The following is a 23,932-nucleotide window of genomic DNA, read 5'->3' on the forward strand; positions in this document are numbered from 1 at the left end:
ACTCAGTCGTCTTTCTTGCTGCAAAAACGCTTTTCGGCGGTGGCGTACTCCGCGGAGTACTCCGCCAGCGCACGATCCTCGATCTCACCGCGGCGAAGCTGTGCGGCCAGCTCCTCGAGAGACATCGCGGTCACCTCTCTCCCCACTGATGCATCACACATTCAGGCGATACACCAGCTGTATTCTCGGGTTCACGTTACGCAATGTCAAGACGACGCGCAGCGCGTTAGCCCGTCTGGGGGCTCAAGTGAGAAGGCTACTCCGGACGGCCCCGCGCCCGCTCCGCCCGAACGGCGCAGCGTGCGCGGGGCCGTTCGCGCTCAGCTCTTGGTGGCCCGGTCGAACTCGGCCTTCGGCTCGTGGATCTGGCCGAGGGCGACGACCTCGCGGCCCGAGAACAGCGCCTGGGTCCAGTCGACGAACACCCGGAACTTGCGGTTGACCGTGGGCATGAACATCACGTGGTAGCTGCGGTGCATGAACCAGGCGACGACGCCCTTGAACCGCAGGCCGAACACGTCGGCCACGCCCTTGTAGAGGCCGAGGCCCGCGACCGAGCCCAGGTACTTGTGGAAGTACTCCTTGGGCTGCTTGCCGCGCAGGGTGGCGATGATGTTCTTGGCCAGGAGCTTGGACTGCCGGATGGCGTGCTGCGCGTTGGGCACGCAGGTCGCCGTCGGGTCCTCCTCGGTGCGCGACAGGTCCGGCACGGCCGAGCAGTCGCCCGCGGCCCACACGCCCGGCAGGCCGACGACCTGCATCGCCGCCGTGCAGCGGACCCGGCCGCGCTCGTCGAGCGGCAGGTCGGTGTTGCGCAGCATCGGGTTGGCCTTCATGCCCGCGGTCCAGATGATGGTGTCCGAGTCGAACTCGGTGCCGTCGTCCAGGACGACGTGGCCGCCCTCCATGCTCTTGACGCGCGTGTCGAGGTAGCACTTGATGCCGCGCTTCTCGAGCTGCTCGACGGTGTAGACGCCGAGCCGCGCGCTCACCTCGGGCATGATCCGGCCGGTGGCCTCGACCAGCACCCAGTGCATGTCGGACTGCGCGAGGCCCTCGTAGTACCGCAGCGCGTAGCGGGCCATGTCCTCCAGCTCCGCCAGCGTCTCGATGCCCGCGAAGCCACCGCCGATGACGACGAAGCTCAGCAGCCGCTTGCGCAGCTCCGGGTCGTTCGTGCTGGCGGCCTGGTCGAGCCGCGACAGCACGTGGTTGCGCAGGTAGATGGCCTCGCCGATGGTCTTCATGCCGATGCCGACCTCGGGCAGGCCCGGGATGGGCAGCGTGCGCGAGATGGCGCCGAGCGCCGAGACGAGCACGTCGTACTCGAACTCCTCGACGTGACCGTCGGCGAGCTCGACCGTGACGGCCTTGCGCTCGTGCTCGATGCGCGTGGCGCGGCCGGTGACGACGTGGCAGCGCTTGAGGACCTTGCGCAGCGGCACGACGACGTGGCGCGGTTCGATGGAGCCGGCCGCCGCCTCGGGGAGGAACGGCTGGTAGGTCATGTGCGGCTGGGGGTCGATCACCGTGACGGACGCCTCGCCGGAACGCAGCTTCTTCTGCAAGCCCAGCGCGGTGTACATGCCGACGTACCCACCGCCGACGATCACGATCCGTGTGGGTTGCGACTTCACAGCAGCCATACACACATGGTCGCACCGGGCAGGGCTTTCCGGCGCATCGAGCAGGCCCGTTGTGACCACAGTCGCCGCGTGATTGGCGACACGCAGCCGCTGACCTGCACGGCTGGGTGAACGTGCTGAGAGGAACGATCCAGACGGTCAGCTGGAGCTGAGCCGGGAGGGGGTGTTCCTCAGCCTTTCCGGCGCATCAGCAGGACCGTGCCGACGACCAGTCCGACGGCGCAGACGAGGCCGACCACCTCGACCGCGGCGTCCGTTCGGCCGCCCGGCAGGAGGAGCAGCACGACACCGAGGGCGAGCACGGGGAGTTGAACGGCGGCGAACCTCTTCGCGGGTGCTCTTAGCGCGTCCGGGTGAACGCGCGACCCGACCGGGACGAGCGCCGCGTAGGCGGACAGGACGTGCAGCAGGTGCAGCAGCACGACCAGCGCGAACACGCCGGGCCACGACGGCTCGTCGGTGGCGACCACCATCGCCGCCGCCGGGTACCCGATGATCAGCGCGACCGCGGCGGACGCCGGGATGGCCGCCGCCACGACCACCAGCGCGCCGTAGAGCGCGAGCGCGGGCCACTCGACCCCGTTGGCCGCGAGGACCGCCGCCACAGCGCCCCCGACGACCCCGATGGACGCCCGCAACACCCACGCCGGCAGCCCGGCCCCCAGCTCGACCCGCACCGCTCCCCCGTCCTGAGCGTTCAACTCACCTGTCCTGAACGTAGGACACGCCCGTTCTGAGTGTTCGACACGCGGGACCTGAGCGTTCGACACGCGCGGCCTGAACTCAACGTTCGCGTCATCGGGACACCCGGCGGGAGGTGCGGGCGGCGCGGAGGACGCCCGCGATCGGAGCGCCCCACGGGACCACGGCCACGCCGTGCTGCCGCATCGCCTCCAGCCGCACGTCGTGCTCCAGCCGGATGACCTTGAGAGCGCTCTCGCCCCACGGTGTCTCACGATCGGCGACCAACGGCGACGGCAGCACGTCCACCGCCAGCACGAGGTTGCCCCGCCGCGCCGCGTGCACGGCCAGCTCCACCACCTCGGCGTCCAGGAACGGCGACAGCACCACCACGAGCGCGCCGTGCGGCACCTGCTCGGGCCGCAGCACGGGCCGCTGAGCCCACCCGGCCGACCGCGCGCACACCACGAGCTGGTTGCGCAGCCGCAGCAGCTGCCGCCGCCCCGCGCCCGGCCGCGCCCCGAGCTGCGGCCGACCGAGGTCGACCAGGCCGACCCGGTCGCCCTGCCGCAGGTACCCCGCCGCCAACGACGCCGCCGCCCGCACGGCCAGGTCGAGGCTGCCGCCGGGCCGGGCCGTCGTGCCGCGCGACGTCAACGACCACTCGCCCAGCGACCGGCCGGAGACCAGGCCCGGCGTCGCCCGCACCGGCGACGACCAGTCACCCAGCTCCGCGCCGACGTCGTGCCGCGTGTCCAGCGCCAGCACGACGTCCGCGTCCGCCTCCGCGTGGTGCTCGCGGACGTGCAGGTTCGTGCCCTCCGCGGCGCCGGCGCCCGCCCGCAGCGACACCCGCCAGTCGATCCGCCGCAGCCGGTCGCCCGGCTGGAACGCCCGGATGTCGCGCAGCTCCACCGAGTCGCCCGGCCGCCGCGCCCGGTGCGCGCCGACCAGGCCGACGGCCCGCGCGGGCAGCAGACCGGCGGGCAGCGCCTCGACGGGCGGCAGGATCACCCGGCCGCGCTCGGGCGCCGTCACCGGACCGTGCACGAACAACGCGTCCGGCCCCGCCACCAGGTGGTCCGGCCGCAGGTCGACGCCCTCGCCCCACGCGTCACGCCGCAGCACGACCTCGATCTCCCGCGCCGTCGCCGCCACCAAGTGCACCGGGCCGATGCCCTCGCCGATGCCGGGCAGCCGGATCGCCATCACCTCGGCGCCCAGGCCCGGGTCGACCTCCACCACCGACTTGGCCGCACCGATCTCGCCGGTGCGCGGCAGCCCGCGCACCCGGACCTCCGGCGTGCCGACGACCGGCGTGACCAGGGCCAGCAGCGTCGAGATCAGCAACGGCGCGCCGAACAGGACCAGCTCGACCTCGTGCAGCAGGCCGCCGAGCACCACCATCCCGACGCCGAGCGCGAGGCCGCGCACCAACGCGTCGGTCGGGTGCCAGTGCGCCCCGCGCCCGCTGGTGAACGCCGCGCGCAGCCGTTGTGCCCGGTTCACGAGCGGGCGCTCGCGGGACCGGCCACCCGGCCCAGCAGCTCGGTCACGACCTCCACGCCGGTCACGCCGGACGTCCACGTCTCGGGGCGCAGCGTGAGCCGGTGCGCGAGGGCGGGCACGGCGCACTCCTTGACGTCCTCGGGCAGCACGAAGTCCCGCCCGTCCAGCACCGCGAGGGCCCGCCCGACCAGCACCAACGCCTGCGCGCCGCGCGGTGACGCGCCGACCTCGACGGCGTTGTGCGCGCGGGTCGCGGACGCCAGGTCCACGCAGTACCGCAGCACGTCGTCGTCCACGGACACCTGCTCGACGCCGTGCTGGAGCCGACGCAGCCGTGCGGCGTCCAGCACGGGCTCGACCTCGGTCTCCTCGCGTTGGCGGGTGAGCCTGCGGCGCAGCACCTCGACCTCCTCGGCGGGCGGCGGGTAGCCGATGTCCAGCCGCAGCAGGAACCGGTCCAGCTGCGCCTCCGGCAGCGGGTAGGTGCCCTCGTACTCCACCGGGTTCGCGGTCGCCAGCACGTGGAACGGGCGGGGCAGGGCGAACGTGCGGCCCTCGACCGTGACCTGCCGCTCCTGCATGGCCTCCAGCAGCGCGGACTGCGTCTTCGGCGGCGTGCGGTTGATCTCGTCGGCCAGCAGCAGGCCGGTGAACAGCGGCCCCTCGCGGAACGTGAACTCGCGGTCGCCCGGGTTGTAGAGGAACGAGCCGGTGACGTCGGCGGGCAGCAGGTCGGGCGTGCACTGCAGGCGCTTGAAGTCCAGCTTCAACGCCTGCGCCAGCGACCGCGCCATCAACGTCTTGCCCAGGCCCGGCACGTCCTCCAGCAGCACGTGCCCGCCCGCGAGGATCGCCGCCAGCGCCAGCCGCAACGACCGCTCCCGGCCGACCACGACGGTGCCGACGGCGGCCAGCACCGCCTTCGCCTCGGCCGCGATCGCCTCGACGCCCACGTCGGTTTCGGTCACAGGTTCTCCAACAGGTCGGCGAGCTTCGACGGCTCGGGCAGCGGCGCTTTCGGGTCGGTGAGCAGGCGGTGCAGGTCGGCGCCGAGCGCCTCGCGCGCTTGCGGGTGGTGGATGTCGTGGATGCCGTGCACCTGCCGCAGCCGTGCCTCGGCGAGCCTGCGCAGCCGGGGCTGGACGCGGACGACGAACCGGTCCTGGTCGACGGCGGCCTCGGCGAGCCGGCTCGCGAGCGTGCTGGCCTGCACGGACGTGGCGGTGGAGAGGGTGGGGGGCTGCTGCGCCCACACGACGTCCGTCGCGCGCGGCAGGCGGGTGGCGAGCAGCGCCAACCCGCCGACGGGCAGTGCGATCACCACCGCCCACAGCCACGGTGCGCCCACGCGGACCAGCACGAACGCGGTGCCGGCCGCGACCGCCACCGCCAGCGCGACCGCGCGTCCCATGCCGTCGACGAGGGCGTTCACCGGAGGTCACGCACGATGTGCTCCAACGCCTCGGTGGCGGTGCGGGCATCGGCCGCGGTGACCTCGGCGGTGCCGAACCGGGCCCGCTGGTAGGCGCGGCGCAGCGTGCCGGCCGCGGCCTCGTCCACGTGGTAGCGGCGCAGCAGGTCGCCGGTGAACTCGGTGGCCGTCTGGTGGCCCTGGCGCGGCACGCCGCTGTCCTGCGCGGCCCGTTCGAGGGTGAGCCAGGCGGCGATCACGGCGTCGCCGGGTGGTCCGCTCGCGTGGTCGCGCAGCTCTTCGAGGGCCTCGGCGGCACGGCGGACGAGGATCGGCGGCGGGGTCGCGTGCTCCTCGGGCAGGTCGGGCGCGTCGACCGCGGCGCCCACACCCCGCCGCCGCCGTCGGCGCCGGAACACGCCGAGCGAGATGAGCAGCGAAACCATGCCGACCAGCGCCACCGCGATGAAGATGATCACGAAGACCAGCAGCGACCCGGCCGCCACGGACGGGCCCACCTCGGTGTCGAGCGGTGGGCCCGATTCGGCGGTCGGCGGCGGGGCCTCGTCGTCGCCGGCGGGGCGGTCCTGGTAGCTCACGGGTGAGGTGCCGCGTGCCGCGAGCGCGATGAGGACGAGCGCGGACCCGATCGCGAGGACGAGCGCGAGTCGGGGCTTCATGGACCAAGGATGCCTGTCGGCCACGTCCGGTGCGGCCGGTTTGACGTCGACACGGCCATCCGGGCCAACGGTCCGGTCCAGGCCGGCGCGGTCGGAACGGGAACACCTCGGACTCGCCGGCGCACCGCCGCGCCTGCTCCTCGTGGCGGTCCTCCCAGAACTCGAACCGCCGGCCCGGCCAGCTCGTCGACCGTCCCCTTGAAGGTCGCGGCCGTCCAGAAGCCGACCTCGCGCCGCGCCACGTCGACGTGCACGCCGAGGTCGACGAGGTCGTTCGACAGCACGCTCCGGTCCGTCACCGGGGTCACCGGCGCGACCAGGTCCACCAACACCGGACCGGCCCACAGCGCCTCGCCGAACAGGTGGTGGAACCAGTACCCGCGCAGCTCGCCGCCGGCGTCGCGGACCGTCACCACGCACGAGCCGTCCTCCGGGCAGGTCCCGTCCGGCACGTTCGGCGACCCGGTCTCCCGCGTTCGGTCCGCACGCTCAGCCGGTCGATGCCCAGGTAGGCCACCGCGTCCTCGATGCCGCCGTACGCCCAGCGGACGTCCCAGCCGGACCAGGCGTGCCGGATCTCCGCCAGCCGCCGGGCCCGGTCGGCGACGCCGTCGTGGTGCCAGGTGAAGTGGAGCAGGACCTCGTTCGCCGTGTCGACCAGCGCCGCGCCCTCGCACCAGACGTCGTCCAGCCAGTGCTCGGCCGGGTCCAGCCCTCGGATCTGCTCGATCCCGGCCGGTCCCCGGGCGAGGTCGGCGAGCATCGTGACCGCGCCCCCGCGGGAGTAGAACAGCTCGAAGCCGTCGTCCCCGGCGATCACGTAGTTGGCCCGGCTGCCCACGGGCTACAGGATGCCCGCCGCGGTTCCGGCCGCGCGAAGGACGTCCTGCAGCATGGGCTGGGTCAGCTTGCCGGTGAACGTGTTCTGCTGGCTCACGTGGTAGCAGCCGAACAGGTGCAGCGGCTCGCCGCCGTCCTGCGCGGGGAGGGTGGCCTGCGCTCCGTGGCCGAAGACGGGACGCGGGCGGGGGATCTGCCAGACCGCGGCCAGCACCGGGAGCACCGCCTGCCAGCCGAACGCGCCCAGCACGAGCACCGCGCGCAACGTCGGCCGCAGCAGTTCCAGCTCCCTGATCAGCCACGGGCGGCAGTTGTCGCGCTCCTCCGGGGTCGGCTTGTTCTCCGGCGGCGCGCACTTCACCGGGGCCGTGATGCGCGTGCCGATCAGCTCCAGGCCGTCGCCCGGGTGCGTGGCCGTCGGTTGGGTCGCCAGGCCCACCGCGTGCATCGCCGCGTACAGGAAGTCGCCGGAACGGTCGCCGGTGAACATCCGGCCCGTGCGGTTGGCGCCGTGCGCGGCCGGGGCCAGGCCGATGATCGCCAGCGACGCGTCGGCCGGCCCGAACCCCGGCACCGGGCGTCCCCAGTACTCCTGGTCGCGGAACGCCGCCCGCTTGACCCGCGCCACCTCCTCGCGCCACGCCACCAGCCGCGGGCACGCCCGGCAACTGGTAACCCGTTCGTCAAGAGCGGAAAGCGGGAGCACCGGCGGCGACTCCGATCGTAGAGTTCGACCATGACCGACAAGGACAACGGCGACGAGCAGGCCGCCAAGGACAACGGCGACGAGAAGGACCTCCCTGCCGACGACCTCGTCACCACCCAGCACAGCATCACCGTCAAGCGGCGCAAGCTGAACTACACCACGACCACCGGTCGGGTGGTGCTGCGCCAGGAGGTGCTGACCGAGGGCAAGTTCGACGGGCACCTGCCGAAGGCCGAGGTCTTCGTCACCGCGTACACGCTGGACGGCGCGGACCCGGCGAGGCGGCCGGTGACGTTCGCGTTCAACGGCGGTCCCGGCTCGTCCAGCGTGTGGCTGCACCTGGGCCTGCTCGGACCGCGCCGGGTCGTCTCCGGTGACGTCGGCGCCCTCACGCCGCCGCCGTACGACCTGGTCGACAACGCCGAGACGCTGCTCGCGCACAGCGACCTGGTGTTCATCGACCCGGTGTCGACCGGCTACTCGCGGGCGGTGAAGGGCGAGAAGCCCGGCCAGTACCACGGTTTCCAGGGCGACCTGGAGTCGGTCGGCGAGGTGATCCGGCTGTGGACCTCGCGCAACGGGCGGTGGATGTCGCCGAAGTTCCTGGCCGGCGAGTCTTACGGGACCACGCGCGCGGCGGGCCTGGCCGACTACCTCCAGTCGCGGTACGGCATGTACCTCAACGGGCTGATGCTGATCTCGTCCGTGCTGGACTTCACCACGCTGGACTTCAGCGAGAACAACGACCTGCCGCACACGCTGTTCCTGCCGACGTACGCGGCGATCGCGCACTACCACGGGCTGCACGGCGACCGTTCGCTGGAGGACGTGCTGGCCGACGCGGAGGACTTCGCGTCCCGCGACTACCCGTGGGCGCTGGCGCGCGGCAACCGCCTGTCCACCGAGGAGCGCGCGGCGGCGGTGACGCGGCTGGCCGGGTTGACCGGGCTCAGCGAGGACTACGTCGACCGGGTCGACCTGCGGGTCGAGCACGTGCGGTTCTTCACCGAGCTGCTGCGGTCGGAGCGCAAGGTCGTCGGCCGGCTGGACTCCCGGTTCACCGGCGCGGACGCGGACTACGGCCGCGAGCACTTCAGCGAGGACCCGTCGTACTCGGCGATCCTCGGCCCGTACACGGCGGCGCTGAACCACTACGTGCGGGCGGAGCTGGAGTACGAGAACGACCTGCCGTACGAGATCCTGACGGTGAACGTGCGGCCCTGGTCGTACAAGGAGTTCGAGGGCACGCACGTGACGGTGGCGAACAAGCTGGCGTCGGCGATGCGCGCCAACCCGCACCTGAAGGTGCACGTCGCGTACGGCTACCTGGACGGCGCGACGCCGTACTACGCGGCCGAGCACGTGGTGGCGCACTTGCAGATCCCCGAGGAGCTGCACGCCAACATCGAAGCGGCCTACTACCCGGCGGGGCACATGATGTACGTCCACGAGCCGTCACGGGTGCAGCAGTCGAAGGACCTGGCCGACTTCGTCCAGTCCGCCTCGAACCGCTAGACCGATGTCCCGCCGCGGGCCGATTCGCCCGGCCCGCGGCGGCGAACGAGCATTCCGGAACGGACATGGACGTCGTGGGGGTGCCTCGGTTGCGACCTGTTGACCGGTCGCCGCGCGACGAGGCGGTGGCGGAGATGGGCCCGTTGCTGCGCGACACGGCCCGCGTGGTGGAGGCCGTCTGCCGGCCCGAGCAGACCTCCGTGTGCCTCTGGTCGCACGGGCCGGCCGCGCGGCGGCACCTGCACGTCGCCGTGCAGCCGGTGACCGCCGAGCTGGTGGCGCGGTACGGCGGGTGTTCGCCACGATCGTCCGCGTCCAGGGCCGGGGTGAGTGACCTGGGGAAGGCCTGACAGTGGCGCAGGACGGCTCAAGGAGCCTCAGGCCAGGGCGAACGCGATGCCGTCGAGGATGTCGTGCTCGCTGGCGACGAGCTCGGTGACGCCCTGCGACTCCAGGTGGTCGGCGAGCGTGCGGACGACCAGCGCGCCGCCGCAGATCACGTCGACCCGGCCGGGGTGCATCGGGCCGAGGGCGGCGCGCTCGTCGTGACCCATGGTGAGCAGCTTCGCGGTGACCTCGCGGATCCGGTCGAGGCCGAGGCGGGCCAGGTGGATCTCCTGCGGGTCGTACTGCGGCAGTTCCTTGGCCAGCGCGACGAGGGTCGTGACGGTGCCGGCCACGCCGATCCAGGTCTTGGCCTTGGCGGTGGGCACGGCTGCGAACGCCTCGGCGAGCACGTCCCGCGTGACCCGCACCGCCTCCTCGACCTGGGCCTCGGTCGGCGGGTCGCTGTGCAGGCAGCGTTCGGTGAGCCGGACGCAGCCGATGTCGACCGACCGGGCGGCCTCGACCTCGCCGCGCACGCCGTTCCACGTGCCCAGGACCAGCTCGGTCGACCCGCCGCCGATGTCGGAGACGAGGAACGGGCCTTCGTCGGCGTCCAGGTCGGAGACCGCGCCGGTGAACGAGAGGCGGGCCTCCTCGTCGCCGGTGATGACCTCGGCCTCCACGCCGAGCACCTCGCGGGTCATGTCGAAGAAGGCGGCCTTGTTGGCGGCGTCGCGGGTGGCGGACGTCGCCACCATGCGCACGCGCTCGGTTCCCTTGCGGCGCAGGATGTTCGTGTAGTCGACGAGCGCGGCCCGGGTGCGGGCGATGGCGTCGGGGTGCAGCTCACCGGTCGCGTCGACGCCCTGGCCGAGCCGGACCACCCTCATCTCCCGGTGCACGTCCCGCAACCACCGCTCCCCACCGTCCGATGTGGTCACGTCGGCGACCAGGAGGCGGATCGAGTTGGTCCCGCAGTCGATCGCGGCCACGCGTGCCATGCCCGATGTCCTTCCCCGGTGATGAGTGCTGCCCCTCAGGAGACTAGTGGTGGGGTCGTACGCCGAAGACGGCCGGCCAGTGGGCATACAAACGGAAAGACCAAGAGCGTCCTCGCCGGACGGGCAGATCAGCAGGATGACGGGGTTGGGTGGTCAGGCTCCGGGTCCGTCGTTGGTCCGGGGCCCGTGTCATCCCACCGACCTCCCTCCGGGCTACCACACGTATCAAGGGGGCGGACATCAGTGAACGACCAGGCAAGGGACGCACAGCCCCCTTGACACGCGCGGTAGGGCAAAGCCAGGTCGGCGGGATGACACGAACCCCTCGTCTTGCAGAAAAGGCCGGCACCGAGCCCATGGTGACGCCGCTCCACACGACCCGCGCCAGGCCCGCCGCTCCCGGCCACTGACAGGCTCTTCCCGAAAAGAAGGGCTTCGTGTCATCCCGCCGACCTGGCAGAGCCCTACCGCACGGGTCAAGGGGGCACCCACCACCCCAACAGGAACACTGGGCTGGAACCGCCCCCTTGACGCGTGTGGTAGCCCGGAGGGAGGTCGGTGGGATGACACGAAACCCGGACCAACAACGGACCCGCAACATCCAGCGGTAGTTGGGGTCATCCTGCTGATCTGCCCGTCCGGCGAGGACATGCTTTTAAGCTCTTGAGGCTCTTAATCCCGCCCCATCCCCGATCAGTTCGGCGCGTGGATCTGGTCGGCGGAGTTGGCCGCGTAGTCCCTCGTCGCCCCGCGCACGAACATGTTCTGCTCGGCGTGGTTGCCGGAGAAGTACTGCTTGATCGAGCCGTTGAACGGCGTGGTGGAAGCGTTGCGGCCGTACACATCCGTGTACACAGTGGTCGGGCCGGAGTTGCGCAGTTTGAAGCCGCCCGCCCGGAACTCCCGCAGAGTGCCCTTGAACGGCGAGCGCGGGTCGTCCCACGCCACCCGTTGGCCGGTCTGCTCGGTGATCCGCCGGACCGTGTTGCAGTAGTCGCCCCGGATGCCCTCGTAGCAGAGGTCGACCTGGCGGGCCAGCTTGTTCGGCTTCGAGGCGTCGTAGTAGCGCGCCGGGTTCAGCACGTAGAACAGCGGCTGGATATTGAACGACAGCTGCGAAGTGCTGATCGTGACGTCGGAGAACCAGAACTCGTGCAGGTCGTTCGTGTCGAACGGCACCTCGGTGCCGGTGATGACCTCGAAGTGCGTCTTGCCCTCACGGATGGCCTGGACGCACGAGGCGTCGGTGATGAGCCGGCCGAGCGAGCGCGTGTCGGAGGGCGAGTCCGCCGGGACGGCCGGGCCGACGGTGGTGAACTTGTTGTTGAACGGGCCGGGGCAGTCGGTCGCGCCGAAGCCGCCCGGGCGGCCGTTCGGGATCAGCGCGGTGAACTTGGCCTCGGTGACCTGGTTGTTGTCCCGGTGCGTGCACTTGTTGTTGTAGATGAGCTCGTGCACGTTGTTGGTGAACGCGTCGGGCGAGTGCGTGCCCTGGTGGAACTTCAGCAGGACGTCGCACGTGGCGATGGTGGTGCCCTGCGGCGGGAAGAAGCTGGTCCCGTTGTCGCCCTGGATGACGTTCGAGTTGTCGACCGCGAGGACCTTGTGGCCGACGTGGTCCTCGTGCCGGTGCGCGCCACCGGGGTTGCTCGACATCATGACTTCGCTGGTGTAGCCGAAGTACGGCCACTTCGCGTCGGCGAACAGGTCCGAGGTGCGCGGGTCGTCGCCGTGCTCGTGGCCGAACGCGCAGCCGCTCGCGTCGCGCGGCGGGTGCCACGTCGGGTAGACCTTGCCGTCCGGACCGTACGCCCAGTACCGGGCGTGGAGCTCGCGCGAGCACTCGCCGGCCTTCGGCGTGTAGCCGCTGCCGCTCTCCGACACGACGATGTCGTACGCCATGCTCGTCTGCGCGTCCGCCGGCGGCAGCGACTTGCCCCACGCGGGGTTGTCGGTCGGCGGCACGGACGTGGTCGACGTGGTCGACGTCGGCCCGCTGGTCGGCGAGGACGTCGTGGTGGTCACCGGCGCGCCGGTGCACGCGGTGCCGTTGAGGGCGAACGAGGTCGGCGCCGGGTTGCTGCCGCTCCACGAGCCGTTGAAGCCGAACGTCGCGGTGGCGCCGGTCGCGAGGGTGGCGTTGTGGCTGACGCCGCGCGCGGTCACCTGGGCGCCGCTCTGGGTCGCGGTGGCGTTCCACGCCTGCGTGACCTGCTGGCCGGAGGCGAAGCTCCAGGTCAGCGTCCACGAGCTGATCGGATCGCCCAGGTTCGTCACGCTCACGTTCGCGGTGAAGCCGTTGTTCCACTGCGACGGGACGGAGTAGGTGACGCCGCAGCCCGTCGCGGCGGCTTGCGCCACGAACACCGTGCTGCCCACGCCGACCGCGGCGACCGCCGCTGCCGATAAGAATCTGAACCTGTATCTGCGCATGGTCTTTCTGCCCTCCATCAGGTGTGGCCGGTTGTGCGGCGGCGGCTGCTCAGGGCATCGCGGGGTGATGGGGAATCGGGTTGCCGTCAACGGCGGGAAGCGCGGGGGCCACAGCGGGACCTCTCGCGCCTGGTCGGGCGACCGGCGGCGTCGTCCACGGGCATGCTTCCTCCTCGTTGAGGACAGCGGGACAGCACTCGGCGAGCCTTGTCGACCGGTGGCGGGTGGCGGCCGCCGCGCACCGGTGCCATGCGCCGCGGCGGGCTCGGTCGGTCGTCGTGCGGCCCGACGACCGGATCACCGAAACGCGGCGGGGACCGGACCGGCGGATGGGATCTGCCGGTGCGGGTAGTGTTCGACCGACTCCACGGCGTTGTCAACGAGTGTCGAAACGTTGCGAAATCGCCCGTCTTAATCCGTTAAGCGAACTCCGGATTCACCGCCGGGCCCGACCAGGGTCGGACGTGGCTCTCAGGTGGCCCGCATGGACGACGACGTCGGATACGTCGGACCTGAACCGCTTGAGGACGTGCCGCTCGACGTGCCACCGGAAGTGCCACCCGAGGTGCTCCCGGGCGACGTGCCGGCCGAGGTCGTCTCGGCGGGCGTGGTCGCGGGCGCCTCGGTCGTCGTGGTGGTGGTCGTCGTCGTGGTGGTGGTCGGCGTGGGGCAGCCGGGCGGGATCGACGGCGTCGTGGTGGGCGTCGTCGTCGGCGTGCTGGTCGTCGTCTCCGTCGGCGGCGTGGGGCACGTCGGCGTCGTCGTCGTCGGACTCGTCGGCACGGTCGGGGTGAACGTGATCGTCACGCCGGGCCGGGTCGTCGTCGTGGTCGACGTCGTCGTCGGGTTCGACGTGCCGGAGGACGGCGGCGTCGTGTTGCCGGGCGGCGAGGCGTTGTTGTTGTCCGACGGGGTGTTGCCGTTGCCCGGCTCGGGCCCGAAGTCGTCGTCCGAGCCGATGATGTCCGGCAGCACCGGCACGCCGCTGGCGTACACGTCCGCCCAGTACAGCACCGTGGCCACGTACTCGTTGGACTGGTTGTAGCGGAACACCGAACGCGCGCGCTGCACCGGATCGCTCACGTCCGCGTTGTTCGCGCACAGGTAGTTGCCCGCGCCGATGGTGGCGTCGTAGATGTTGTTCGGGTTCCGGTCGCCGTCCTCGTTGCCGTCGGCCGCGTAACCGGCCCACGTGGACGGGATGAACTGCATCGGGCCCACGGCCCGGTCCCAGGTGCGGTCGCCGTCGAACCGGCCGCCGTCGGTGTCGCGGATCGCGGCCACGCCGGGCGAGCCGTCGAGCACGGGACCCACGATCGGTTCGACCGTGGTGCCGCTCTCGGTGACCCGGCCGCCGCGGGCGTGCCCGGACTCGATGCGGCCGATGCTCGCCAGCAGCGGCCAGTCCAGCTTGCAGCCGGGCGTGGTCCGCCCCAGCCGGTCGGCCGCGCGCATGTACGCGTCGAGCATGACGCCGGGGATGCCGTGCTGGCCCTCGCGCAGGAAACCGCCCTCCAACGGGGGCAGGTCGTCCTCGAACTCGGACGGGTCGTCGACGTCGGCCAGCAGCGCCGCGCTCAGCTCGTCGGTCTCGGGCAGCCGGCCGGTGGCGCCGAGCTTGCCCTCGGCGTCCAGCGCGAGCGTGCCCAGCACGTCGCCCGGACCGGGCGGCACGGCTTCGACGTCGGCGCGGTCGGTGAGGGAGAACCAGTCCATCGGCGCGGCCGTGTGCAGCAGCGCCGGCACGAGCATCGCGGCCGTCGCGGTGGCCGCGAAGCCCCATTGCCGAGGCGTCATCGTGCCCGGATGGACCTTGGTCCGCTTCCGCCCCCGACGCTTCGACTTCGGCACAGCCACGAACTCCCCATCGACTCGTCACCCGGCCTGCAGACCAGCCTGCCTGATCCGAACGGCGGTGTCACGGGCACGGCCGAGCTTTGTGCCCGAAGAACTGCCCGGACGGTCAGTTTTTCACCTTTGACGCGCATTCCCCGCTCGGCCACCACTGCGCGAGCAGGTCGAGCGCCTCGTCGCCGAACGGGTTCACGCCCCGGCCGACGGCCAGCGAGTGCGCCACGTGCACGTGCAGGCACTTGACCCGGGTCGGCATGCCACCGGCGGTGACGGTCGTGCCGAGCGGTTCGATCGCGTCCCGCTCGGCCAGGTACGCCTCGTGCGCCCGGAGGTAGCGCTCGGCCAACTGCTCATCCGCGGCCAACCGGTCGGTCATCTCCTTCATCAGCCCGGCGCCTTCGAGCCTGCTGACGTAGGAGTTCAACCGGGAGCAGGTCAGGTAGTACAGGGTCGGGAACGGCGTGCCGTCCTCCAGCCGCGGGCTGGTCTGCACGACCGCCGGGTGCCCGCTGGGGCAGCGCGCGGCCACCTCGCGCATCCCCCGCGGCGCGCGGCCCAACTGCGCCTCGACCGCCGCCCGGTCCTCGTCGCTCACCGTCATCGTGCCGCCGCCGAATCCCACAACTGCTCGTACCACGCCTTGTCCTCGGCCGGTTTGGTCTCCGGTCGCTGTTGGTCCAGTTCACGCTCCGCGTCACCGGGGAGCTGCACGATGTAGGGCGTCTCGCCGGGCCGCACGTAGTGCAGCCTGCGCCGGGCCTCGGCCTCCACGTGCGCCGGGTCGGCCAGTTCCCGCTTGCGCTGCTCCAGCTGCCCCACCTCGGCGCGCAGCGTCTCCTGCGAGGCGGTGACCTCGCGCAGCTCCTCGCGCTGCGCCAGGTACGTCCTCAGCGGCACGGCGATGCTCAACGCCAACGCGCACACCACCATCGCCAGCAACGCGGCCCTCCGCGTGCCGGTCATGCCGAACGCGCCGCCAGTGCCCGCGCCCGCCCTCGTCCGCGCCCTCGACTGCGGCTTGCGCGCCGCCGGCCGGGTGGTGCGCGGCGTCCCGTCGGCCCGGCCCGTGCGCGGTTCCGGCTTGCGAGCCTCGCCCTTGCGAGGCCGGCCGTCACGGGCCCGCGCAGGACGGGACCCCGGCGTGGCCTCGCGACCACGCCGGGGTTCCCGTTCCCGTCGCGCCATCAGCTCTCCGGCGTGTACCGCGGGAAGGCCAGGTCGCCGGCGTAGCGCGCGGCGTCGCCCAGGGCCTCCTCGATGCGCAGGAGCTGGTTGTACTTCGCGGTGCGCTCGCCGCGGGCGGGCGCGCCGGTCTTGATCTGGCCCGCGCCGACGGCCACGGCCAGGTCGGCGATCGTGGTGTCCTCGGTCTCGCCGGACCGGTGCGACATCATCGACTTGTAGCCGTAGGACGTGGCCAGCGCGACCGCGTCCAGCGTCTCGGACAGCGTGCCGATCTGGTTGACCTTCACCAGCAGCGCGTTGGCCGCGCGGCGGGAGATGCCCTCCTCCAGCCGCTCCGGGTTGGTCACGAACAGGTCGTCGCCGACGATCTGCACGCGCTCGCCGAGCTCGGCGGTCATCTGCACCCAGCCGTCCCAGTCGTCCTCGGACAGCGGGTCCTCGATCGACACCATCGGGTAGGCGTCGACCAGCTCGGTGTAGTAGCCGGTCATCTGCTCGGCGCTGCGCTTGGTCTTCTCGAACGTGTAGGCGCCGTCGGCGTAGAACTCCGTGGCGGCCACGTCCAGGGCCAGCGCGATGTCGCGGCCGGGCGTGAAGCCCGCCTTCTCGATCGCGACCAGGATCAGGTCCAGCGCGTCGCGGTTGCTCGACAGGGACGGCGCGAAGCCGCCCTCGTCGCCCAGGCCCGTGCCCAGGCCCTTGGACTTCAGCACCGACTTCAGCGCGTGGTAGGTCTCCGCGCCCCAGCGCAGGGCCTCGCGGAAGGTCTCCGCGCCGATCGGCGCGATCATGAACTCCTGGATGTCCACGTCGGTGTCGGCGTGCGCGCCACCGTTGAGGATGTTCAGCATCGGCACCGGCAGCACGTGCGCGTTCGGGCCGCCGATGTACCGGAACAGCTCCAGGCCGCTGGAGGCCGCCGCCGCCTTCGCCACCGCGAGCGAGACGCCGAGGATGGCGTTCGCGCCCAGGCGGGACTTGTCCGGCGTGCCGTCCAGGTCGACCAGCTTCTGGTCGACAACCCGCTGCTCGACGGCCTCGATGCCGACCAGTTCGGGACCGATCTCGTCGAGCACCGCCGTGACCGCGCGCTCGACGCCCTTGCCCAGGTAGCGCTTGGCGTCGCCGTCCCTCAGCTCGACCGCCTCGTGCTCGCCGGTCGACGCGCCGGACGGAACCGCGGCGCGCTCCAGCGTGCCGTCGTCCAACGCCACCTCTACCTCGACGGTCGGGTTTCCTCGCGAGTCCAGGATCTCGCGGGCGCCGACCTGCTCGATGACCGCCACGTGCGCTCCCTCGTCAGACCATCTGTGTATCGGTGCCGAGCCTAGTTGGTGCACGGTATGGGACGGCCCCGGCTCGCCTGTTCGAGCGGCGTTCGCCTGCCGTTCGCTCGGGCGACGGCCGGCCGGGCGGCGTTCGCGATGCGCGCGGTGGCCGGACAATGGCCGGTGATCCGGATCGGACTCGTCGACGTTAGGACGGTGCACGCGTGGTTCACGTGGCGCGGGGTGGGGACGGACCGCTGCTGGTGCTGCTGCACGGGCTCGGCGCGACCGGCTCGGTGTGGCGCGGGGCCGTGGAGGCCTGGCCCGGGGCGTGGTTGGCGGTCGACCTGCCCGGTCACGGTCGGTCGGGGCCCGCGGCGCGGTACTCGTTCGGGTCGCTGGCGGCGTCGGTGGCCGCCGCGGTCGGTTCGGGGCCGGTGGCGGTGCTCGGGCACTCGTTGGGCGGCGTGGTCGCGTTGACCCTGGCCAGCGGGTGGTTCGGGGTGGACGTGCGGGCGGTCGGCGGGCTCGGGGTCAAGCTGCGGTGGACGGCGGAGGAGCTGGCGCGGGCCGCCTCGCTGGCCGCGAAGCCCGCGCGGGTGTTCCCGACGCGCGAGGAGGCGTCGGCGTGGGCGTCGAAGCTGGCCGGCGTGCCGTTGGAGGACGGCGTGGTCGAGGTGGACGGCGGCTGGCGGGCGGCGCTGGACCCGGCGGCGTTCGGGGTCGGCGCGCCGGACGTGGCGGGGCTGCTGGCGGTGGCGAAGGCGCCCGTCGTGCTGGCGGCGGGCGAGGCCGACGCGATGTGCCCGCCGGAGCACCTGCTCGCCGCGCAGGCGGGTGGGTTGGTGCTGCCCGGGGTGGGGCACAACGCCCACGTGGAGCGACCGCTGTCGATCAAGCCGGTGCTCGACCGGCTGCACGGCGCTCTCGTGGCGTGACACACCGATCCCGTCATCCGGTCGGCTGTCGTGTAGCGGCCGGATGGCCGGGTAGCGTTGATCGAACCATGACGGACAGCACCTTCGAGGCGTTCCGCCGAGCCGAGGCGCTGCTCGCGGAGCGCCGACCGCTGGAGGCGCTGCGCGAGCTGCGAGTCGTGCTCGAAGCAGCGCCGGACCAGGTGGGCGTGCAGCTGCTCGCGGGTCGGGCCTACCTCGGTTCGGCCCAGCTCAAGCGCGCCGAGGCGGCGTTCCGGAAGGTGCTCGACCTGGACCCCAGCGACCACTACGCGAGGTTCGCGCTCGGTCGCACGTTGCAGCGGCAGAGCCGGTTGCCCGAGGCGCTGGCGCAGCTGCGGATGGCGGCGGCGATGAACCCGTCACCGGAGTACCAGGAGGCGTTGGGCGAGGTCAGCGCCCGTCTCGCGGTGGAACGGGACCGATGACGGCGTACGAGCTCGGGCCGGTGGTGGCCGAACGTCGGCTGGAGTGCGTGGCCCGCGACGGCGCCCGCGCGGTGGTCGTGATCAGGATCGGGACGCCCCACCCGGACCCGCTCAGCTCGAACGGCGACTGGTGCTGCCCCCACCAGGTCCTCGGGCTCGGCGACGAGGCCGTCGGCGCGGCGTTCGGCGTCGACTCCCTGCAGGCCCTGCTGCTCAGCGTGTACCGCGTGCGGCTGGACCTGGCCGCGCGCGCGGCGGAGGCGTCGGTCGAGCTCGACTGGCTCGGCCTGCCGGAGCTGGGCCTGACCGTCGACCCGCCCGTGCGCGCCTGACGCGGTCGATCTGACAGGCCAGTGTGACTGGTCGAGCTGACCGGCCACCCTGATTGTTCAGCCGCCGATGCTGGCGCGGGCGTAGGCGTCGGCTCCGCTGTAGACGTTCTGGCCGTACTCGGTCGAGTTGTTGTAGGCCAGCACGGCCGTCCACCAGCCCTCGCCCGTGCCCAGGTCACGTCCGCCCGAGCACAGGTAGCGGGCGGCGGCGAGGGCGGCGTCGTCGATGTTCTGCGGGTCGGGGGTCCGGCCGTCGCCGTTCGCGCGCACCGCGTAGCGGGCCCACGTGGTCGGGATGAACTGCATCGGGCCGACCGCGCGGTCCCAGCGGGTGTCGCCGTCGAGCGCGCCGCCGTCGCTGTCCGCGATCGCCTTCACGCCCGGTGAGCCGTCCAGCGGGATGCCGATGATCGGGCGTGACGGCCGGCCGTCCTCGCCGAGGCGCAGGCCGCCGATCGTGCCGTGGTGCGACTCGATGCGGCCGATGCCGGCCAGCGTCGCCCACGACACCCGGCACGCCGGGTTCTGCGACCGCATCACCAGGTCGGCGACGGCGTACGCGCGCAGGGCGCGGACCGGGATGTCGGTCTTCTCCGACAACGCCGTGGCCCACGCGGTCAGCGGTTCGGCGCCGCCCGCGGCGGCCGGTGACGCTTGCGGTTCGCCGGCCGGCACGTCACCCGCCGAGCCCGGCGCGGCGGCGCCCGGTTCGACTTCGAGGAACGGCACGGGGAACGGCGGGTCCGCGGCGGTCCGGGGCGCGGGGCGGTTGAACGTGCTCAGGGCCCAGGCTCCCCCGGCCACGAACGCCAGCAGCAGCAACACCAGCGCCAGGCGTCCGGCGAGGTTGCCGGCACGGCCGCGCGACGGCGGGCGCGACTCGGTCTTGGACGGCGGCGGAACGACCACCGCCCCAGGCTACGTGCTGAACACGAGTGCTCGGGCGTGCTCGCCACCGGCACAGCCCGAAACCGCCGGTCAGACGCCCTGAGACCGCCGGGATTCCAACCGGCGGGGCCGGTTCGGCGTGTGCTGAGCGTTGAATTCGGGGGTCCTGGACGTAGGACACACGCGTTCTGAACGTAGGACTCACGCCGGGGTGGTGGTCGGCGGCGGCGGTGCGGTGATGGTGGTGGTCGGGTCCGGTGGGAGTGGGGTTGGGGTTGTCGGGTCGGGTGAGGAGGAGGTGGTGGTGGGGTCGGGTGAGGAAGAGGTGGGGGTCGGGCTGGTGGGAGTCGGTGATGGGGACGGGTGTGGGAGGAGTTCGGCGCCCGTTCGAGCGCGGGCGGTGATGGCGCGCGTCGTGGTGGGCGGTGGGAGCGGTGGTTGGGGCAGGGCGCGGCGGTCCGCGGACGGGGTGGGGTCCGGTGACGGGGCCGGCGTCGACGGAGGCTCCGAGGTGATGGTCTCGGTCCAGTCCGGCAACGGGACGGGTGGGGCCTGGGTCCGGACGCTGACCAAGGTCTGGCGGCCGGTCGGGGGCGCCTGGCCCGACGGTGGCGGCGCCGGCTGACCGAACGTCAGCACCAGCGCCGCCACCCCGCCCACCGCCGCCAGCGGCACCACCACGACCGCCGTCAGGCACCCGCGCCCACTGCGCGGCGTCTCACGATGACTCACCCGTTATCCCGCCCCCCGGACCCGATCTTGCGTGGTACCCATTGGTCGGTTTCGGACCACCGGCCGCAACCACCACGCCGTCACACGCCCGGGTGAACTCGATCAGGCGAGGGGCGGTAGCTCCGGCGGAACGGCCGCCGGCCGCTCCTCCAACGCCTCCAGGGCCAGCCGCACCGCCGTGTCCAACTGCGGGTCGCGCCCCGCCACCCGGTCCTGCGGCGTGACGACCACCTCGACATCCGGGTCGACGCCGTGGTTCTCCACGCCCCACCCCGGCCCGGCGAACCACGTCGCGTACCGGGGCTGCGTCACCAACGTCCCGTCGACCAGGTGGTACTGCATGTCGATGCCGATCACCCCGCCCCACGTGCGGGTGCCGACCACCGGCCCGATGCCCATCTCCTTGATCGCCACGTTGACGATGTCGCCGTCGGACCCGGCGAACTCGTCCGCGATCGCGACCACCGGCCCGCGCGGCGCGTCGCCGGGGTAGCTGTCGGCCGTGGAGTAGCCGCGCGCCACCGACCAGCCGATGATCCGCCTGCCCAGCTTCTCCACCACCAGCTCGGACGTGTGCCCGCCGCCGTTCTCCCGCACGTCCAGCACCACGGCCTCACGCGCCAGCTCCACCCGCAGGTCGCGGTGCAGCTGCGCCCAGCCCGCGCCCGTCATGTCCGGCACGTGCAGGTACCCGACCCGCCCGTCGGACAGCTCGTGCACGCGCGCCCGCCGGTCCGCCACCCACGCGTGGTAGCGCAACGGCTCGTCGTCCTCCAGCGGCACGACCACGACCCGGCGCGGCTCGCCACCGCCGCCGGGCCGCACGGTCAGCTCCACCGGCTTGCCCGCCGTGCCGACGAGCAGCGGCGCGGGCCCGGTCAACGGGTCCACCTGCCGCCCGTCGACCCCCACGATCGCGTCACCGACCCGCACCGCGACACCGGGAGCCGCCAACGGCGACCGCGCCGCCGGGTCCGACGTCTCGCCCGGGATCACCCGCGTGATCCGCCACGCGCCCGCCTCGTCCCGCTCCAGGTCCGCCCCGAGCAACCCCACGGCACGCCCGCGCGACCCGTGCGCCGGGATGACGTAGGCGTGCGACGTGCCCAGCTCGCCCTGCACCTCCCACAGCAGGTCGACCAGGTCGTTGTAGCTGCCGAGCCGGTCCACCAGCGGCCGGTAGCGCTCCAGCACGCCCGCCCAGTCGACGCCGCCCATGTCGGTGCGCCAGAAGTGGTCGCGCATCAGCCGCCCGGCCTCGGCGTACGCCTGCCGCCACTCGGCCGCCCGGTCCACCACCACCCGCACCCGGGACAGGTCGACGTCCACCGAGTCGTGGTCGTCGGAGTCGACCTTCCGGTCCGCCGGCACGACCCGCAGGTCACCGCCGTCCTGCACGACCACCCGCTGCCCGTCGCCGGTCACGTCGAACGCGTCGACGCCGTCCACCAGCGTCTCGGTGCGCGACTTGACCAGGTCGAACCGCTCCAGCACGGACCTCGGCGGTCGGGCCGTCGGGCTCGCCTGGTTGTCGCCGAGCACCCCGCGCAACGGCGACCGCAGCCACAGCAGCCCGCCCTTGGCGGCGGTGAGGCCCGCGTAGCGGGCGGCGGCGACCGGCACCGTCACCACCCGGTCGGCCAGCCCGTCCAGGTCGACGACCGTGATCGGGTTCTCGTCGTCCTTCTCCTTGTCCTTGTCCGACGAGTCGTCGCCCACGGGTCGGCCGAGGCGCAGCGGGTCGAACGGCGACGGCGTGGTCGCGGCCAGCGGCAGCAGGTAGGGCCGGCACCCGGTCGGGAACGACAGGTCGAACACGTGCGCGTCGTACACCGGGTCGAAGCTGCGCACCGACAGGAACGCCAGGTAGCGGCCGTCCTCGGTGAACGTCGGCGAGAAGTCGGAGAACCGCAGCGGCGTCACGTCCACCACGGACAGGTCGGTGGTGTTGGTCATCCGGATGTGCTGCAACGGGCGCGGACCGGGGTGCGACCAGGCGAGCCAGTTCGAGTCCGGGGCGAACGCCAGGTCGCTGACGTGCGGGTTCGCCCCCTTCAGCACCTCGCGCACCTCGCCGGATTCGACGTCGACGAGCAGCAGCCGACCGTCGTGCGTGGCCACGGCGAGCCTGCGACCGTCCGGTGAGACGGCCAGCTCCAGCACCCGCCCGACCTTGCCGACCGCGACCCGGCGCGGCTCGTTGCCCGGCTCCACGCCGCCGATCGGGGAGAACTCCAGGCCCTCCTCGCCGTCCGCGTCGGTCACCCACACCACGCTGTCGCCGACCACGCGCGGCAGCCTGGCCCGGACGCCGGGCTGCTCGGCCAACGCGCGCACCGGACCGTCCCGGTGGGTCACCCAGTGCACGGTGCCGCGCACCTCGACCACGCTCCCGCGGCCGGTCTTGTCGGGGTGGAAGCCGTCGGGCCGCGACGGCACCGGCCGCGGCCTGCGCGCCGTGCGTGGCCCGCCGAGCGCGATCTCCAACCGCCGCGGCTCGGCCTCCAGGCCGTCCAGGACCCACAACTCGCCCGCGTGCTGCCAGACGATCCGCTCGCCGTCGCTCGACGCGACCCGGGCGTAGAACTCCTGCTCGGTGTGCCGCCGCAGGTCCGACCCGTCGGGCAGCGCGGAGTACAGGCTGCCGACGCCGTCGTGGTCGGACAGGAACGCGATCCGGTCCCCGATCCACATCGGCGAGGTCAACGACGAGGTCAGCTCGGGCAGGATGCGCGCGAACTCGCCGTCACCGTCCACGTCGACCCACAGCTTGGCCGCCGCACCGCCCCGGTAGCGCTTCCACCAGGCCGGGTCGCGGCCGTACACGGAGGTCACGACCACCTGCCCGGACGGACCGAACGCCACGTCGTCCACCCAGCCGTACGGCAGCCGTCGCGGCGGGCCGCCGTCGGTGGGCACGGCGTGCGCCCACTGCCGGTTCGTGGTCGCCTGGCCGGTGGACGTGACGGCGACGACCTCGCCGTCGGACGTCCAGCCGCGCACACCGGTGGAGTAGTCGCCCCAGTAGGTGAGCCGGGTGGCCTCGCCGCCGTCCGCCGGGGCCAGGTGGACCTCGGGCGCGCCGTCGCGGCGGCTGGTCCAGGCCAACCGGGTTCCGGTCGGGTCGAAGCGCGGGAAGGAGACGGGCACCTGGTCGGCGGTCACCCGCCAGGCCCGGCCGCCGTCGAGGGGGGCGAGCCACACGTCGTCCTCGGCCACGAAGGTCACGAGGTTGCCGTGCAGGTGCGGGAAGCGGAGGTAGGCCTCGGTCACCTCTTCGACGTTAGCGCTCGGATCATCCACACCCGACCCGCCCCGGGCAGGTCGCTGCGGCATCGAGATCAACGGTCGGCACGGGGGCGCCCGGATCACTCGGACAGGCGAATCGTGCAACCCAGGACAACCCGAATCGCATTTCTCACGTTAGCCGGGAAAAACGGCGGCCACGGCGGCGGGGAGGACTGGCGGGCGGGAGGAAGCACTCGGGTGAGTGAGCTGGGAGCGGGTGAGCTCAGGCCGGGCCGGCTCGGGCGGGCAGGC

General features: G+C 72.6%; 23 protein-coding genes. 5 read left to right on the forward strand and 18 right to left on the reverse strand.

From position 1 onward, the window contains the following. Positions 1-2 precede the first annotated feature (2 nt). From LNK82_RS46720 to LNK82_RS14075, 10 genes are all read right to left on the reverse strand, one after another. Positions 3-125, reverse strand: coding sequence for a hypothetical protein (locus tag LNK82_RS46720; RefSeq protein ID WP_267935188.1), 123 nt, complete (start codon positions 123-125; stop codon positions 3-5). 195 nt (positions 126-320) lie between these two features. Continuing rightward, on the reverse strand, positions 321-1,646 hold the full coding sequence (locus LNK82_RS14035) for an NAD(P)/FAD-dependent oxidoreductase (protein WP_230567395.1): 1,326 nt from the start codon (positions 1,644-1,646) through the stop codon (positions 321-323). A 170-nt stretch (positions 1,647-1,816) separates the two neighbouring features. Then, entirely contained in the window at positions 1,817-2,347 is a 531-nt protein-coding gene (locus LNK82_RS14040) for a hypothetical protein (RefSeq protein WP_230567396.1), read from the reverse strand. Positions 2,348-2,441: 94 nt separating this feature from the next. After that, positions 2,442-3,836, reverse strand: coding sequence for a DUF58 domain-containing protein (locus tag LNK82_RS14045; protein WP_230567397.1), 1,395 nt, complete (start codon positions 3,834-3,836; stop codon positions 2,442-2,444). Continuing rightward, on the reverse strand, positions 3,833-4,804 hold the full coding sequence (locus tag LNK82_RS14050) for an AAA family ATPase (protein WP_230567398.1): 972 nt from the start codon (positions 4,802-4,804) through the stop codon (positions 3,833-3,835). Before LNK82_RS14050 ends, LNK82_RS14045 begins: the two co-directional genes overlap by 4 nt. Continuing rightward, positions 4,801-5,268: a hypothetical protein gene (locus LNK82_RS14055; RefSeq protein WP_230567399.1), complete on the reverse strand. Its 468-nt coding sequence runs from the start codon at positions 5,266-5,268 to the stop codon at positions 4,801-4,803. The genes LNK82_RS14050 and LNK82_RS14055 overlap by 4 nt, the downstream gene beginning before the upstream one ends. After that, a complete protein-coding gene (locus tag LNK82_RS14060; protein WP_230567400.1) occupies positions 5,265-5,927 on the reverse strand; it encodes a DUF4129 domain-containing protein in 663 nt (220 codons plus the stop codon). The genes LNK82_RS14055 and LNK82_RS14060 overlap by 4 nt, the downstream gene beginning before the upstream one ends. Next, a complete protein-coding gene (locus tag LNK82_RS14065; RefSeq protein ID WP_230567401.1) occupies positions 5,924-6,379 on the reverse strand; it encodes a hypothetical protein in 456 nt (151 codons plus the stop codon). Before LNK82_RS14065 ends, LNK82_RS14060 begins: the two co-directional genes overlap by 4 nt. Then, entirely contained in the window at positions 6,337-6,768 is a 432-nt protein-coding gene (locus tag LNK82_RS14070; protein WP_230567402.1) for a hypothetical protein, read from the reverse strand. Before LNK82_RS14070 ends, LNK82_RS14065 begins: the two co-directional genes overlap by 43 nt. Positions 6,769-6,771: 3 nt before the next feature. Continuing rightward, the gene (locus LNK82_RS14075) at positions 6,772-7,473 is read right to left on the reverse strand and encodes a uracil-DNA glycosylase (protein ID WP_230567403.1); all 702 of its coding nucleotides are present in this window, start codon (positions 7,471-7,473) and stop codon (positions 6,772-6,774) included. 30 nt (positions 7,474-7,503) lie between these two features. Between LNK82_RS14075 and LNK82_RS14080 the strand changes: the two genes are divergently transcribed. Beyond that, positions 7,504-8,988, forward strand: coding sequence for a S10 family peptidase (locus LNK82_RS14080; RefSeq protein WP_230567404.1), 1,485 nt, complete (start codon positions 7,504-7,506; stop codon positions 8,986-8,988). A gap of 89 nt (positions 8,989-9,077) precedes the next feature. After that, positions 9,078-9,338, forward strand: coding sequence for a hypothetical protein (locus LNK82_RS14085; protein WP_230567405.1), 261 nt, complete (start codon positions 9,078-9,080; stop codon positions 9,336-9,338). A gap of 27 nt (positions 9,339-9,365) precedes the next feature. Here the strand turns inward: LNK82_RS14085 and LNK82_RS14090 are convergent, their stop codons facing one another. The 6 genes from LNK82_RS14090 to eno form a co-directional block, all read right to left on the reverse strand. After that, positions 9,366-10,316 (reverse strand): Ppx/GppA phosphatase family protein, encoded by a 951-nt coding sequence (locus tag LNK82_RS14090; protein ID WP_230567406.1) that lies wholly within the window; start codon positions 10,314-10,316, stop codon positions 9,366-9,368. Between the two features lie 693 nt (positions 10,317-11,009). Then, positions 11,010-12,749, reverse strand: a complete 1,740-nt coding sequence (locus tag LNK82_RS14095; RefSeq protein ID WP_230567407.1) for a cellulose-binding domain-containing protein — start codon at positions 12,747-12,749, stop codon at positions 11,010-11,012. Positions 12,750-13,220: 471 nt separating this feature from the next. Next, positions 13,221-14,546 (reverse strand): lytic transglycosylase domain-containing protein, encoded by a 1,326-nt coding sequence (locus LNK82_RS14100; RefSeq protein ID WP_230567408.1) that lies wholly within the window; start codon positions 14,544-14,546, stop codon positions 13,221-13,223. Positions 14,547-14,712: 166 nt separating this feature from the next. Next, positions 14,713-15,204 (reverse strand): DUF501 domain-containing protein, encoded by a 492-nt coding sequence (locus LNK82_RS14105; protein WP_230567463.1) that lies wholly within the window; start codon positions 15,202-15,204, stop codon positions 14,713-14,715. Continuing rightward, the gene (locus LNK82_RS14110) at positions 15,201-15,788 is read right to left on the reverse strand and encodes an FtsB family cell division protein (protein WP_230567409.1); all 588 of its coding nucleotides are present in this window, start codon (positions 15,786-15,788) and stop codon (positions 15,201-15,203) included. Before LNK82_RS14110 ends, LNK82_RS14105 begins: the two co-directional genes overlap by 4 nt. Continuing rightward, positions 15,788-17,074, reverse strand: coding sequence for a phosphopyruvate hydratase (gene eno / locus LNK82_RS14115; RefSeq protein WP_123744164.1), 1,287 nt, complete (start codon positions 17,072-17,074; stop codon positions 15,788-15,790). The genes LNK82_RS14110 and eno overlap by 1 nt, the downstream gene beginning before the upstream one ends. A gap of 206 nt (positions 17,075-17,280) precedes the next feature. Between eno and LNK82_RS14120 the strand changes: the two genes are divergently transcribed. The 3 genes from LNK82_RS14120 (at position 17,281) to LNK82_RS14130 (ending at position 18,772) form a co-directional block, all read left to right on the forward strand. Then, complete coding sequence (locus tag LNK82_RS14120; RefSeq protein ID WP_230567410.1) at positions 17,281-17,994, forward strand: alpha/beta fold hydrolase; 714 nt, start codon at positions 17,281-17,283, stop codon at positions 17,992-17,994. A 68-nt stretch (positions 17,995-18,062) separates the two neighbouring features. Then, positions 18,063-18,440: a tetratricopeptide repeat protein gene (locus LNK82_RS14125; RefSeq protein WP_230567411.1), complete on the forward strand. Its 378-nt coding sequence runs from the start codon at positions 18,063-18,065 to the stop codon at positions 18,438-18,440. After that, entirely contained in the window at positions 18,437-18,772 is a 336-nt protein-coding gene (locus tag LNK82_RS14130) for a DUF6968 family protein (protein ID WP_230567412.1), read from the forward strand. Before LNK82_RS14125 ends, LNK82_RS14130 begins: the two co-directional genes overlap by 4 nt. Before the next feature lie 57 nt (positions 18,773-18,829). On the opposite strand, the gene LNK82_RS14135 is transcribed toward LNK82_RS14130, so the two are convergent. Both LNK82_RS14135 and LNK82_RS14140 read right to left on the reverse strand, forming a co-directional pair. Continuing rightward, positions 18,830-19,681 carry a lytic transglycosylase domain-containing protein gene (locus tag LNK82_RS14135; RefSeq protein WP_230567413.1) on the reverse strand — a complete coding sequence of 284 codons (852 nt, stop codon included), beginning with the start codon at positions 19,679-19,681 and terminating at the stop codon, positions 18,830-18,832. A gap of 813 nt (positions 19,682-20,494) precedes the next feature. Next, positions 20,495-23,665: a S41 family peptidase gene (locus tag LNK82_RS14140; RefSeq protein ID WP_230567414.1), complete on the reverse strand. Its 3,171-nt coding sequence runs from the start codon at positions 23,663-23,665 to the stop codon at positions 20,495-20,497. Positions 23,666-23,932: the final 267 nt, after the last annotated feature.

Source organism: Saccharothrix luteola (assembly GCF_020859565.1).
GTDB lineage: Bacteria > Actinomycetota > Actinomycetes > Mycobacteriales > Pseudonocardiaceae > Actinosynnema > Actinosynnema luteola.

Bases quoted from the DNA above. Each gene is read 5' to 3' on its own strand.
- LNK82_RS14035 (WP_230567395.1), bottom strand. From the start codon at position 1,646: ATGGCTGCTGTGAAGTCGCAACCCACACGGATCGTGATCGTCGGCGGT.
- LNK82_RS14080 (WP_230567404.1), top strand. From the start codon at position 7,504: ATGACCGACAAGGACAACGGCGACGAGCAGGCCGCCAAGGACAACGGC.
- LNK82_RS46720 (WP_267935188.1), bottom strand. From the start codon at position 125: ATGTCTCTCGAGGAGCTGGCCGCACAGCTTCGCCGCGGTGAGATCGAG.
- LNK82_RS14125 (WP_230567411.1), top strand. From the start codon at position 18,063: ATGACGGACAGCACCTTCGAGGCGTTCCGCCGAGCCGAGGCGCTGCTC.
- LNK82_RS14060 (WP_230567400.1), bottom strand. From the start codon at position 5,927: ATGAAGCCCCGACTCGCGCTCGTCCTCGCGATCGGGTCCGCGCTCGTC.
- LNK82_RS14110 (WP_230567409.1), bottom strand. From the start codon at position 15,788: ATGGCGCGACGGGAACGGGAACCCCGGCGTGGTCGCGAGGCCACGCCG.
- LNK82_RS14105 (WP_230567463.1), bottom strand. From the start codon at position 15,204: ATGACGGTGAGCGACGAGGACCGGGCGGCGGTCGAGGCGCAGTTGGGC.
- LNK82_RS14130 (WP_230567412.1), top strand. From the start codon at position 18,437: ATGACGGCGTACGAGCTCGGGCCGGTGGTGGCCGAACGTCGGCTGGAG.
- LNK82_RS14090 (WP_230567406.1), bottom strand. From the start codon at position 10,316: ATGGCACGCGTGGCCGCGATCGACTGCGGGACCAACTCGATCCGCCTC.
- LNK82_RS14100 (WP_230567408.1), bottom strand. From the start codon at position 14,546: ATGACGCCTCGGCAATGGGGCTTCGCGGCCACCGCGACGGCCGCGATG.
- LNK82_RS14095 (WP_230567407.1), bottom strand. From the start codon at position 12,749: ATGCGCAGATACAGGTTCAGATTCTTATCGGCAGCGGCGGTCGCCGCG.